This is a genomic window from Brumimicrobium aurantiacum, from assembly GCF_003402975.1.
GTDB lineage: Bacteria > Bacteroidota > Bacteroidia > Flavobacteriales_D > Crocinitomicaceae > Brumimicrobium > Brumimicrobium aurantiacum.
The window spans coordinates 449,652-462,386 of the sequence record NZ_QURB01000001.1; the positions used below are offsets into that span (position 1 = coordinate 449,652).

12 protein-coding genes and 1 pseudogene are annotated in these 12,735 nt (G+C 30.8%); 2 read left to right on the forward strand and 11 right to left on the reverse strand.

The annotated features are described in order from the left end of the window. Positions 1-59 precede the first annotated feature (59 nt). Entirely contained in the window at positions 60-950 is an 891-nt protein-coding gene (locus DXU93_RS02000; RefSeq protein ID WP_116879567.1) for a polysaccharide deacetylase family protein, read from the forward strand. 28 nt (positions 951-978) lie between these two features. Further along, the gene (locus DXU93_RS02005; protein ID WP_116879568.1) at positions 979-1,758 is read left to right on the forward strand and encodes a formyltransferase family protein; all 780 of its coding nucleotides are present in this window, start codon (positions 979-981) and stop codon (positions 1,756-1,758) included. Between the two features lie 61 nt (positions 1,759-1,819). On the opposite strand, the gene DXU93_RS02010 is transcribed toward DXU93_RS02005, so the two are convergent. The 11 genes and pseudogenes from DXU93_RS02010 to DXU93_RS02060 form a co-directional block, all read right to left on the reverse strand. Continuing rightward, complete coding sequence (locus tag DXU93_RS02010; RefSeq protein WP_123776019.1) at positions 1,820-3,265, reverse strand: glycosyltransferase family protein; 1,446 nt, start codon at positions 3,263-3,265, stop codon at positions 1,820-1,822. Continuing rightward, the gene (gene rffA / locus DXU93_RS02015; protein ID WP_116879570.1) at positions 3,265-4,395 is read right to left on the reverse strand and encodes a dTDP-4-amino-4,6-dideoxygalactose transaminase; all 1,131 of its coding nucleotides are present in this window, start codon (positions 4,393-4,395) and stop codon (positions 3,265-3,267) included. The genes DXU93_RS02010 and rffA overlap by 1 nt, the downstream gene beginning before the upstream one ends. Further along, the gene (locus DXU93_RS02020) at positions 4,392-5,558 is read right to left on the reverse strand and encodes an acyltransferase family protein (RefSeq protein ID WP_116879571.1); all 1,167 of its coding nucleotides are present in this window, start codon (positions 5,556-5,558) and stop codon (positions 4,392-4,394) included. The genes rffA and DXU93_RS02020 overlap by 4 nt, the downstream gene beginning before the upstream one ends. A gap of 32 nt (positions 5,559-5,590) precedes the next feature. Then, positions 5,591-6,220, reverse strand: coding sequence for an acetyltransferase (locus DXU93_RS02025; RefSeq protein WP_116879572.1), 630 nt, complete (start codon positions 6,218-6,220; stop codon positions 5,591-5,593). A gap of 1 nt (position 6,221) precedes the next feature. Continuing rightward, positions 6,222-7,145: a glycosyltransferase family 2 protein gene (locus tag DXU93_RS02030; protein ID WP_116879573.1), complete on the reverse strand. Its 924-nt coding sequence runs from the start codon at positions 7,143-7,145 to the stop codon at positions 6,222-6,224. A 10-nt stretch (positions 7,146-7,155) separates the two neighbouring features. Continuing rightward, positions 7,156-7,863 (reverse strand): WbqC family protein, encoded by a 708-nt coding sequence (locus DXU93_RS02035; RefSeq protein ID WP_116879574.1) that lies wholly within the window; start codon positions 7,861-7,863, stop codon positions 7,156-7,158. A 66-nt stretch (positions 7,864-7,929) separates the two neighbouring features. Beyond that, the gene (locus tag DXU93_RS02040; RefSeq protein ID WP_116879575.1) at positions 7,930-8,298 is read right to left on the reverse strand and encodes an EamA family transporter; all 369 of its coding nucleotides are present in this window, start codon (positions 8,296-8,298) and stop codon (positions 7,930-7,932) included. 195 nt (positions 8,299-8,493) lie between these two features. After that, positions 8,494-9,231, reverse strand: a pseudogene (locus DXU93_RS02045) (ABC transporter permease); the annotation flags it as partial. 652 nt (positions 9,232-9,883) lie between these two features. Continuing rightward, a complete protein-coding gene (locus DXU93_RS02050) occupies positions 9,884-10,729 on the reverse strand; it encodes a glycosyltransferase family 2 protein (protein WP_116879576.1) in 846 nt (281 codons plus the stop codon). Next, on the reverse strand, positions 10,726-11,694 hold the full coding sequence (locus DXU93_RS02055; RefSeq protein WP_116879577.1) for a hypothetical protein: 969 nt from the start codon (positions 11,692-11,694) through the stop codon (positions 10,726-10,728). Before DXU93_RS02055 ends, DXU93_RS02050 begins: the two co-directional genes overlap by 4 nt. A 72-nt stretch (positions 11,695-11,766) precedes the next feature. Continuing rightward, entirely contained in the window at positions 11,767-12,735 is a 969-nt protein-coding gene (locus tag DXU93_RS02060; protein WP_116879578.1) for a glycosyltransferase family 2 protein, read from the reverse strand.

The window sequence follows — 12,735 nt, forward strand, 5'->3', positions numbered from 1 at the left end:
TTTTAATTAAAATGTTTTTTAAATTTGGTCAATTAGAAATACAATAAACTTAGCACCCTATGATTCGTAACTTTTTATTTCATCGTGTACATCCACAACGTGATCCATTATGGGACCCCATGGATTTAGCTCTATTCGATAAATGTATACAATACATTGCAAAAAAATATGAAGTGGTTTTGTTTGAAGATTTGGCAAAAGACAAAAGTGCACTTTCTAAGAAAAATAAATTTGCAACCATTATGTTTGATGATGGATATAAAGACAATTTCGAATATGCACTACCCATTTTAGAAAAATATAAAGTAAAGGCTTCTTTTTATGTTGTAACTGACTGTATTGACAAAAATGTTCCAACGTGGACTCATGTATTAGAACATTCTTTTCAAGCTACACAAATAAAAAATCTTGAACTCCCTTTCGATATTTTACCTAAAGAACTTCAATCTAAATCATTTTTAAACGATGAGGATAAATTAAAGTTTGCGGCTCAATTAAAACCTTTTTTAAAAACAATACCACACCAAAAAAGAGAGGAAATTCTTTTAAGTATTGAAAAACAATTCAACGATGTGGAACCTCCTAAATTAATGATGAATTGGGAAGAAGTAAGAGCATTGAAAGAAAGAGGTCATTACATTGGAAGCCATTCTGTAACACATAGCATGCTAGGAACAATGGAGCATGAAGGTGATATTGAAAAAGAATTACAAGAATCTGGCAATCGAATAAAAGAAGAACTTGGTTACTTCCCAACAACCATTTCTTATCCTATTGGGAGTTTTGATGAAAGGATTAAAAAATTAAGTAAAAAAGTTGGCTATTCTATTGGATTGGCTGTAAAACAAGACACTTTTAACCCCAACACAGAAGATTTATTGAAGTCTCTAGAATTGAATTATATAATGAAGCCTGGTGGAAAACAAAACTTAGAATTTCAAACAAATTAGAGCAAATTAAAAAACTAATTCGATACAGATGAAAATAGTACTATGGTTGGGAAACGAACCTAATCAAAAAGCATTAGCTAGCAAAATGGCTGTACAGTTTGATGTTGTTGGGATTGTAACAGAAACAAGAAAACAACAACGAAAGATTACTGTTCAAAAAATTAAACATTCAATTATTGAAAGGCTATTTCTATCGTCTATTAATAAGGCATGGTGGGGTTTGCAAAACTACTATCAAAAATATTATTCAAATTTTCCAGAAATTGCACGTTTAGATATTGAGAATATTAATTCTAATGAGGCTGAGCAATTCACTAGAAACCTAAAACCAGATTTGATTATTGTTTCAGGAACAAGACTTATAAAAAAAGAAATGCTTTCCATACCTGTAAAGCATGGCATTTTAAACCTACACACTGGCTTATCGCCCTATATTAAAAGTGGGCCAAACTGCACCAACTGGTGTATCGCAACAAAACAATTTCACTTGGTAGGAAATACGATTATGTGGATTGATGAAGGTATTGACTCTGGTAATATTGTAACGACCGAACAAACAGACATAGATTGGGAGCAATCACTTTTGGATATCCATATTAATGTAATGGAACACGCACATAATTTGTACTTAAAAGCTGTTAATTTCATTCAAGTAGGCGGAAGGTCAAATGTTGCTCAAAAAGAGATAGGAGAAGGAAAAACCAATTATACTAAAGAATGGGGATTAAAACAGAAGATTCAGCTACTCAAAAACTTGAAACAAGTACGAAAAATGAACAAAGAAAATATTACCGAAAAAAAAAAATAAAGTTCAAATAGTGAAAATTGAGTTGGATTAATTTATGATACTCCCCAATAGTTGGACAACTTTAATTTTTCTGTCTAGAAAGTTCTCTTAATAGAAGAATACTAAAATAAGCAAGAAAAGGAAAACCTAAAACTAGAAATCTATACTCAACAAAACCATAATAAACAGGAAATAACGCAATTAAAAACAACGGAACCATTATCAACAAACCATCCTTTGCTTTGAATTTTCGTTTAATTAAAGAGTTTGTTGTAAACAAAATTAAACTAAAAAAACCAATAATGATGACAAAAGCATTAATGATATAAATCAATCCTTTAATTAAGAATTGAACAGGACTATCATTCCTCATATTCAAGTAATAAGTAAAAGGTTGAAAAATGAATTTTCTTAATAATGTTAATCTAGAGCCAATATAAAAATCGAAAGGTGATTCTTTTTTATAATTATCAATAAAATCTTTTACTTTTTCAATAAATAAATCTGATTTAAATTGCCGTTCATTTAGTATCAAGGAGTCATTGTTTGCATCCCAATAAATTTGTCTTAAATTTTTCAAACTATCTAAGGTAAAAGATTTATTAAAAATTCTTTCTGGAAATATATCATCAGAAGGCCGTTCAAAACCACCATCTTTTAAATGTTTTTGGTTTTGAAACCAAAGTCCTTCAGAGTTAGGGTTCCATTCAACAGCATCCCCACCAAAAGATTTTAAAAACTCCCTATAGCTCAGTAGATGATTTGAAAAATCTGGGTACGCTTGTAGTGGAGTAAATTTATTTTCAATACTATAATTTCTAATAATCCATATTGAATCAACAATTATGAACATTGAAGTAAAAAGAAAAAGAGATAACATTAGCCTACTTCTTATTTCATTTCGGAATTTGTAAACGATGTAAAGTGCCATTAGTATCCAAATAACAATCATAAATGGACGTAAAAAAATTAACCAACAGATGAAAGCACCAGATAAGAAATAATATACATTTTTTCTTTTCTTTTCTGCTTTTAATAAGAATGCAAATCCTATTAATAAACAGCTACAAGCCAATGATTCAGTATAAAAAGGAAAACCCCAATATGTTATATAATCAGTTAGCCCTAAAATAGAGACAAGAAGTATAAAAAAAACTATTCCCTTATTAAAAAATGCGCATAACTGTTTTGAAAAATAAATAACTGAAAAAGAATAAAATAACAACATAAAAACTGACAAAAACTGTAGTGTGATATGCTGTAAAAAAAAATACCTTATGGGTAAATACAAAATGGTGATACCGGGCATTCTTGAGGTATAACTACCATTAAATTCATAAACACCCTTGCTAAATAAATTTTCACTTAAACCTATATAAGCTTTTCCATCAGCTTTAATTTGATACAAATTAAAGTCATTAAATATTAATACTTTGACTAATTGAAAAATGAAAATCAATACAAAAAGAACCAAATAAACTTTTGTGGAATGATAATTTAATTTTTTAGATACAGCTTTTAATTTCATTAAATTGATTTTAGTGTTTGAAACAGCTCTTCCTGTACTTTTTCTGGCAACTCGAAAAATAAAGGCAATCTTAACAAGCATTTAGTAAACTTATCTGCCTCTTGGAGGTTTCGTCCATCATGTTTTTCAATATAATAGGGGCTGCTGTGTAAAGATAAATAATGGAAAACAGAAGAGATATTTTTCGATTTTAATTTTTCAATAGCTTTCGACCTTTCATCAATAGAAGAAAAAATTAAATAAAACATATGCGCATTATTTGTTGCAAAAACAGGAATCTCTGGAAGTCTAAATTTGGAATTTGATATAGGGCTTAATAATTCATAATATTTCTCCCAAATGGCTTTTCTTTTCCTTTGAATTTTTTCGATATTCTCAACTTGAGCATATAGAAATGCTGCGGTAACTTCAGAAGGAAGGAAAGAAGACCCAGTGTCAACCCATCCATATTTATCGACTTCGCCTCTGAAAAACTCAGCGCGGTTAGTTCCTTTTTCCCAAATGATTTCTGAACGTTTTAAAAAACGATTATCGTTAATAGCTAACATCCCACCCTCACCACATTGTATGTTTTTTGTTTCATGAAATGAAAAACAGCCAAAATGGCCAATTGAACCTAATGACTTTCTAACCCCATCCTTTCCAGTATAAAAACTATCAATGGCTTGTGCAGCATCTTCAACAACGAAAAGTTTATATTTCTCCGCAAGTTCCATTATTTTATCCATTTCGCAAGCAACCCCTGCATAATGGACGGGAACAATGGCTTTCGTTTTTGAGGTAATGAGAGCTTCAATCTTATTCTCATCAATGTTTGGATTGTCTTTTCGACTGTCAGCAAAAACTATTTTTGCGCCCTGACGCACAAAAGCTAAGGCTGTTGAAACAAAAGTATAAGACGGTATAATAACTTCATCACCTGGTTTAATATCACATAAAATAGCACTCATTTCCAATGCATCAGTACACGAGGTGGTAAGTAAACACTTCTCGAAACCATATTTTTCTTCGAAGTAATTTTGACACCTTTGGGTAAACATGCCATTTCCAGATATTTTACCGCTATTTACTGCTTCGTAAATGTAGTGGGTTTCTTTTCCCGTTAAATAGGGTTTGTTGAATGGGGTCATAATTTAGGCTGTTTAGCATTAGCTCCGCTAAGTATATGTGAATAATTTGTTTTTAATTTTATAAATCTATTTTCGAATAGATAGTAAGATAAAGAAGCAATAACAATGGTAAATGAAAATATTATTGAATATAATAAAAAATTAGAACTTTGATCAAATGTAGAACATAAGTAAATAGCTAAGACAATGGATACAGAATGGAACATATATAAACCGTAAGAAATTCTACCTAAAAAGTTTAAAATAGAATTTTCCATAGAAAAGATACGATTTTCATTACATGCGAAGTTTAAAATTAGTACTCCAAATAAGATGGAATAAAATTCATAATGGAAAAAACCTATAGGAGATGGTAAAACATATCCAATAATTAAAAAGTAAATAGTTAATGCAAGCACACACCACTGCAATATTTTATTAAATAAAATACTTTTAATTTTCTTAACCATAGCACTCTGACTATAAGCAATTATTGCAAAAACTCCCCCGATAGCCATGCAATCAATTGGAACAGTATTCCATATTTTTCTATATAATTCAATAGAAGAGCTATCTGGTGAAAAATTGAGGATAATTTTTATAATAAGATATATCCCGATCACGGATAACATAAGTAACCATTTATTATTGATTTTCTTGTTTAAGATTGGCCAAATTAAATAGAACTGCTCTTCGGTTCCGATTGACCATAATTGAGAAGCGTATGGCACCACACCATAAACGGTTAAAACAATATTAGGCATCATAAAGATATATAGAAGAAACATTTCAACAACATTACCTTTTGAACCAAGACTTTCATAACCTGGAATACTCAATGCATCAACAAAAGGAAAGATGAAAAAAGCCATGATAACTATTAGGAAATACAAAGGCCATATTCTTAAAATTCTTCTGACATAGAATTTCTTTACATCAATATTACCGATTGTGTCTTTTTCTTTGAACAATAGGTAAGAAATTAAAAAACCACTTAAAACAAAAAATAAAATGACACCTAATTTCCCAACAATTGCCACCCCTTGATTTCCCCAATTATTTTCTATGTGGAAGATGTTTTTAATTTGTTCTGTATGATGAATTATAACAAGTGATGCCGCGATAAACCTAATGGCATTTAAATTCTTAAAATAAACCTTTGGTTGTGATTTAGTGATTGACATAAACTATTGTTATCTTTAATAAATAAGTTTGTTTAATTAATAAACCTTTGTGGATTACCAACATAAAGTCCTTTTTTCTCTAGATCATTTATAACAACAGTCCCTCCTCCAATTTGAATTTGTTCTGCAATATTAATGTTATCTATAATAGTTGAATTAATTCCTAGTATACATTTCTCACCTATTTTTACGAAACCTGCAATTGCAATACGAGGGCTCAAAAAACTATGTTTACCGATATAAGAGTCATGGGCTACTGAACATGAATTGTTAATAATTGTATTTTGGTCAATATGCACGTTTATATCAATAGAACATGATGGATAAATAACACAACCCTCACTAATATGAGCTGATTTGTCAACCCAAGAAGTTGAATGTATTATTTTTCCAAAAGGAATTATGCCTTTAAATTCATTAAAAAACCTCTCTCTTGCGTTCAAATGTTTATATCCAATTCCAATAATCAATTCATCAAAAGCAGCCAAGTTAAACTGTTGAATTATATCAGCGGTTTCCCCTAATATTTGAAAGCTTTTAATGTGCGAAGTCTTTGATAAGTCATCAAAAAATACCACTTTACTGTAATGTTTGTCCTCGATTGCATAATGAGCAATCTGTAAACCTAAGTCTCCTGCACCAATGATAGCTAACGTTTTCATTCTAATAGATGTTTTTAATTATTGCGTTCGGTCTATTTTGAACTTGCTTAAAGATCTTAAAGATATAGATTCCTATCAGACCCAAAAAAGTTGAAATAATTCCTAGTATCAAAACATTCAACGAAATTAATGATGTCCAACCTAATTGAACAGAATCTCCGTATATCAATTTCTTAACCGTATAATACACTATCGTTAAAAGACTCCCGAAAGTAATAAGAATGCCTGAGTAAAATAGATATTCTAATGGTTTTCCAGAGAATGAAGTAACTGCTTGAATCATTAACTCCATTCTTTTCCTTGTGCTATATGTACTCTCACCTTTTCTTTGTTTTTTTTCTACAGGAAGGCTCTTTTGATTATATCCCACCCAATACATCATTCCACCCAAAAACAAATTAGCATCACCTAACAGAAGTAAACTATCTACATATTTCCTAGTCATCAATCTTTCTGTTAGAATGTTTTTTGGTATATTAACATCTGAAAATTTATTTATTGCCCACCAGAACATTCTTCCTCCAATGTTTTCAATAAAACGACCCTTTCTTTCTTGTTGGAAGCCATAAACAACATCTAAACTAGCATCTTCTGATAGTTCTTTAAAACAATCAATTAAAAAATCAGGAGAGACCTCCAAATCATTGTCAATCAAAAAGACGTACTCTCCGATAGCTTGTTGTAATCCGACTTGCATAGCGTAATGATGCCCAAAGTTTCTGGACAAATCAATTATTTTTATCTGAGGTATTTCTTTTTTCTTTTCTATTAAATATATTAGAGAGTTATCAGGAGAACCGTCATTCACAAAAATAATTTCAAAGTCAGAAATATCTAAACTATTAATCGCGGTAATGGTTTCAGTTAAAAATTCATCTAAAAAGACTTCTGATTTATATAATGTAGAAACAATTGATAAATTCATAATAAATGTATTATATAGACTCTTTACCTCCCATTAATATATATTCTCTAGAAGAATCACCACAGTTAAACAACACATCTAAAACACTAATATAATGATTGAATTGGCCATGCATTTGAATATATTCCGGGTATTCATACTTTATATATGATAATTGAATGTTATTGTTTTCAAAGTTAAGAGGATCAATATAATCTTTGGCTGAAGGACCACTTAAATATTCAGTCGCTTTTAATTCTTTACATATCTCAATCAACCGAATATCTTTTGCCCCCGACACGGATATATCCTTTGAATTAATAAATTTCGTTTGAATATTCAGGATTTCACAAATTGTTTTTGTAAAATAAATATTCATTTCAGATAGATTAATCCATTTGTTTCCTAAGTAAAAATCTTCTATTATATATTTATATTTATCGTAAAAAGGAGCTTTCTTATAGTTTAATTCAATCGACTTATAGTGCTTCAATTGCCAATCTTCACTTTGAGATATTTGTATATCAGAAATTTTTGTTCCTCTAGGTGATTTCGCCACAGGAACCGATAACCAGATTGCACCATTTGGTGTTTTAATTTTATTTCTAGAACGCCAATCACGCTTTGTATAATCAACATCTTCAAAAAAAACAAAAGTATCCACCATGTTTATCATGTCAAAGACGCCCTTCCATGGAATATAGTTTGATTGCAGAATTGCAACTTTGTTTTCGATCATAAAATTTATTTATTTTAACAGATAGCTAATGCTTAATTTAAAGTTGGGTTATCACGAAAATAATAATTAAAACCTTACAGTAACAATAGTACCAATTATTATTAGAATTAACCCCGCTATCTTTCCTATAGTAAAAGTCTCTCCTAAAAACAGAATTCCTATTATAAAAACAAATGCAGGTGCTAAACTCATAAAAGGATATGCCGTGGTTATTTCAAACTTTGTCATTGCTCCCATCCAAAAAAGAGAAGCTATAAAAGCGGAAGCAAAACCAGAAAATATTAAAGGATCAAGTATTAATTTTGTTAAATAAACAAGTTTTGTTAATATACCTTCGGGTAGGCTAATCTCTAATTTCGATAATCGCCATTTCAAAATAATTTGACCATAAACTGTAAAGAATAGAGTTCCAAAAATATATAGGTAGTTACTCATGTTTTTTCATCAATAAAGTTAGAAAATTATTATATGTGATTCATTAGGAAAACTAATGGTTCCGAAATTAGTGATTTTTAAAATAACAAACAGAAGCTAACAATATTTTTTTAGTGGTGTGTTCAATATTTTGAGTGTGTTCTGAAGTTCATAAACTATCAAGCATGAGGGGAGTCTTCAAGACTTAAACTATTTCTAAACATAATCTGCCATTTCTCCTTCTACTTTCCTAAAGTAAAACAGCCCAGATACAAATATCACCAAAATCATAAGAATTGAAACATACATCAAAGGACCTGGAGCATCACCGCCAAACATTGACCAACGGAAACCTTGAACAACTCCTGCCATTGGGTTGAGGTAATAAAGAGTGACTGCCCATTCTGGAAGTTGCTTAACTGCAAACTCAGCTGGGTAAGCAACTGGTGTAATGTATAAACCTATTTGAACCATAAAAGGGACGATGTGTTGGAAATCTCGGTAACGAACTGTTAATGCGCTTAGCCAAATCCCTACAGCCAATGCTGCAATCACTCCAATTAAAATAAATACTGGTGCCAACCAAACATTTGCAGAAGGTGGCACTTGAAAGTAAATCATCAAGACAATCATAATCAATAAAGCCACTCCGAAATCGATAAAACCTACTACTGCTTTAGATAATGGAATAATCAAGCGCGGGAAATAGATCTTTTTCACCATGTTTTGACTGGCAATTATCGAACTTCCAGAGTTGGTCATGACATAAGAAAAGTAACTCCACACACTCATTCCAGCTACTGTAAATAAAATGTGCGGAACTTCTGTTTCTACTCCAACAAAACGACCAAAAACCAATGAAAGAATCAATAATGTTACTACTGGTTGTAAAATAGCCCACAATAATCCTATTTTAGTTTGTGCATGACATACTCGGAAATCCCTCCAGGCGAGCGTGAGGAATAAATCCTTATATTGGTAAAGTGCCTGAAGTTTACTATGATGGACAGCTTCCTTGCGTCAGTTTTGGTTTTGAAGCATGAAAAGAACCGAAAGGCATATACGACCGTAAAGGCAATTTGGGTACCCCCTTAGTGTTACGGCATCAAACGAGGACGATTCCCAAGCCTTGCCTCTCTTTTAGTCTATTTTTGATCATGCAATAAGTAAAAGCAATAAAGTTATTATCTTCATACTGTTTCTCACATTATAATCAGATTCCTCGTCGTTTGCTAGCTTACACCTTCAAGCTTTGTCAAAACAATAATGGCTAGGGTCAAGTATGAGAAGAGAAGGAAATTTATTAGTAACCTGTTAGACATTTAGTTCAGAGAATATCGCTCTCACTGTCTTTCTCAATCTATAATATCTCCGCTAACTTCTTGTCTTGTAAATTCCACAACTATTTCATTTGAAAGCCTTGCTAATAATTTCAAATACCTTTTAAACTTAGTAGTATTAAAACCAGATTTCAATAATAAACCAAAATTTAATTCATAACAAAAAAGGAAATGATTAGTGCCTCATCAAATTAATAAGTGTAATTGTACATCTTAAATAAAAAAAATTATATTGAAACAGTTATTAGTGAATTAATTTTTTTAATTTAAAAAAAAGATACTAAGTATTTACCTCCATATTTTAACGCCTTTGGTAAACGTTTCATTTTTAAGTAATCAATAAATAATTGATAGGCAAGTTTACGTTTAAAAATAGAAATATCGTTTTTTGACTTTAGAAGATTTTGCTTTAAGGTGTGGTGCAAATAAAATTCTTGATCTATAATTAGCTTTTCACTTTTGAAATGTGACATGCTATTAGGGTGAATTCTATATTTTAGTTTTGCCTCGATCATAAAACCACCTTTCAAATGCGCCCCCACTTCCAACAAAAAATAGCGATCTGCAGGACTTGAAAGTGCTTTATTATAATAAATATTGTGTTGAGTTAAACTCTCTTTACGATAAATATAAGCTGATGGGCATGTGCTTATGTTAGGAAGAAAAGAAACAATTTCATTCTGAACGTTTTCATAAGTACCTCTTAAAACATTTTCATTTAAAATAGCTTCACTTTTTTCATCAATCTGAATGATACCACAAGTTAAATAATCAACGCTCCTATTTACAGTGAAATTTTCTATTGCTTTTTCAAAGAAATTTGTAGAAAGAAGATCGTCTGCATCTAAAAAGATAATAAATTCTCCTCTTGCTTTTTTAAAACCCAAATTTCTGGAATCTGAAACGCCTGTGTTCGCTTTATCAATTAATATGATGCGTTTATCTCTAATAGATTGAATAACTTCAACAGAATTGTCTGTTGAACCATCATTGACAATCAGGATTTCAAAATTGGTGTATTTCTGTTTAAGCACAGAATTAATTGTTTCAACTATAAAATCTTTTCCGTTGTAGCACGGTATAACTACGCTTATTAATGCACTTTCTTTCATTTTTTCAAATAATATTTAACCTTATGTTTTAATTCATTATTCATCGGAGCGTAGAGCATGGATTTAAATGCCAAAAATAAATTTTTAAAATGAGAGTTTTGGGTTTTATTGATTTTAAGAGCATAATATTCTCCGAAAGCTTTTTTTCTGGCTTTACTAGTCGATAATGGATATTGTTGTGGATTGTCCTTTAAAAATTGAGCAACAACCTTATTGTATCCTAAAAATTTATCATTAAAATAGAATTTAGAAAGCGTTTCTAGTGGAAAATAGGTTGTTTTTTGATCTATCATTTCTTGCTCATCCATAATAATCCCATTAGGGGAAAACTTTGCATTATTAACCTTCTTAATAGTAACTGAAGGAGGATCATGCACTAAAAAGTAGGTTTGGGCATCTGATGGAAATATAAAAGGAGATGGCTGTAAATCTTGATGAAAGAAACGATAAGAATGCTCTGTATGCCCATATCTCTTATACTTTGCAAACAATGTATTAAAACCTCCAACCTTGTGAATACCTTGTCTAGTATAAGAAGCAAACTGCGCCCCTCCAAACAAAAACCAATCCACTGATAATGAATCTATATCGGTTTGGTTATGGGGTTTACAACCATGAGGATAGCATAAATGAGGTGCCCCTATTCTTTCATGAATTCGTATAGAGTCTTGAAATACTTCACTATTAATCAACTCAACATCATCCTCTATAAAAAAGTAATAACCATAATCTGGAAATTGAGTCAACACTCTGTTTTTAGACAATCCTACACCTTCACGTTCTTCGGAGTAAATTAACGGAATATTGTATTCTTCACAAAAATCAATATAAGTTTGATCATTACCATCTAAAGCCAGAACGAAGTGAAAAGATTCATTTGAGTTAACGAATTTTAAATAATCCCAAATGTATTTCTGAACTTCAGGAAGACGGTTGCATGAGGTGATTGTGATGAGTGATTTCATTACTTGTCTTTTGGACGATTTTAATTAAAGAATAATAATACTTATAAATTTATGATTTCCTTTGAAGTCAAATTATCTGAATTTATTATAGATAGGAAATAACAATTCCTTAAACTTTCTTTTTGCAACATAGCCTTTAGAAAAGAAAGAATTTTTAATAAAAGTGCTAATTAATTTAAAACCCTTGTTTTGAAATGTTTCATGATATAGTTTTTGATTAATTAGATAATGCTGAATGTCATTATCCATAGATTCTTCAGACTTGGCCCAACATCCAATAGCATTGTGTTTTAAAAATAGATTTCGTTCCTTTTCATCTATATTGTTGGTGATTCTATTGCTTTCATGAACACCACGAAGAGCTGTTGCTTTAGTTATCTCACCAGTATACAAATCGAGGTAAAAGGATAGTCGAGCTATAAACTCTGTATCTTGATGGAGCCGTAGTTCATCATTAAACCAACCTCCTTTTAACTTCTTTAAAGAAGACTTACGTATTGTCAAACCATCTAAAGAAAAATATCCTTCGCTATTTTTTGGTCGTACTAAAGCTTCAAATAATTCTTTAGGGTTGATCTCTCGATTAACCGTGGTCAAAAAGTTCTCAGATAAGTTATAAGGATGATTAAAGGTATTACAAAATTTCACTTTTGCTTCTTCACTGTAATAATGAACACCAATTGCATTATAAACACCATCGACATCTAGATTTTTAAAAAGTTCCTTCTCCTTTTCAAATCGATTCGGAAGATAAATATCATCAGCGTCTAGAAAAGCAATGTATTCTTGCTTAGCATGTTTTAATCCTAAGTTTCTACTTTCTCCAGCTCCTAAATTCTCATTGTTGGGATGTTGTAACAATTGAACTCTATTGTCTTCTGAAACTAATTGTTCACATATAAGTAAAGCATTATCAGGAGACTTATCCTCAACAAGAATTACCTCCTTTACTTCTTTAAATTGCAATGCAGATTCTACAGCCTTGCGCAGAAATGGCTCTGCATTATAAACAGGTATTATTACAGATATAGAAAGTGACAT

What these genes read in the sequence shown, in the direction of transcription:
- DXU93_RS02025 (WP_116879572.1), bottom strand. Translation starts at nt 6,220, where the DNA reads ATGAAAACGTTAGCTATCATTGGTGCAGGAGACTTAGGTTTACAGATT.
- DXU93_RS02060 (WP_116879578.1), bottom strand. Translation starts at nt 12,735, where the DNA reads ATGTCACTTTCTATATCTGTAATAATACCTGTTTATAATGCAGAGCCA.
- DXU93_RS02000 (WP_116879567.1), top strand. Translation starts at nt 60, where the DNA reads ATGATTCGTAACTTTTTATTTCATCGTGTACATCCACAACGTGATCCA.
- DXU93_RS02055 (WP_116879577.1), bottom strand. Translation starts at nt 11,694, where the DNA reads ATGAAATCACTCATCACAATCACCTCATGCAACCGTCTTCCTGAAGTT.
- DXU93_RS02030 (WP_116879573.1), bottom strand. Translation starts at nt 7,145, where the DNA reads ATGAATTTATCAATTGTTTCTACATTATATAAATCAGAAGTCTTTTTA.
- DXU93_RS02010 (WP_123776019.1), bottom strand. Translation starts at nt 3,265, where the DNA reads ATGAAATTAAAAGCTGTATCTAAAAAATTAAATTATCATTCCACAAAA.
- DXU93_RS02020 (WP_116879571.1), bottom strand. Translation starts at nt 5,558, where the DNA reads ATGTCAATCACTAAATCACAACCAAAGGTTTATTTTAAGAATTTAAAT.
- DXU93_RS02035 (WP_116879574.1), bottom strand. Translation starts at nt 7,863, where the DNA reads ATGATCGAAAACAAAGTTGCAATTCTGCAATCAAACTATATTCCATGG.
- rffA (WP_116879570.1), bottom strand. Translation starts at nt 4,395, where the DNA reads ATGACCCCATTCAACAAACCCTATTTAACGGGAAAAGAAACCCACTAC.
- DXU93_RS02005 (WP_116879568.1), top strand. Translation starts at nt 979, where the DNA reads ATGAAAATAGTACTATGGTTGGGAAACGAACCTAATCAAAAAGCATTA.
- DXU93_RS02040 (WP_116879575.1), bottom strand. Translation starts at nt 8,298, where the DNA reads ATGAGTAACTACCTATATATTTTTGGAACTCTATTCTTTACAGTTTAT.
- DXU93_RS02050 (WP_116879576.1), bottom strand. Translation starts at nt 10,729, where the DNA reads ATGAAAGAAAGTGCATTAATAAGCGTAGTTATACCGTGCTACAACGGA.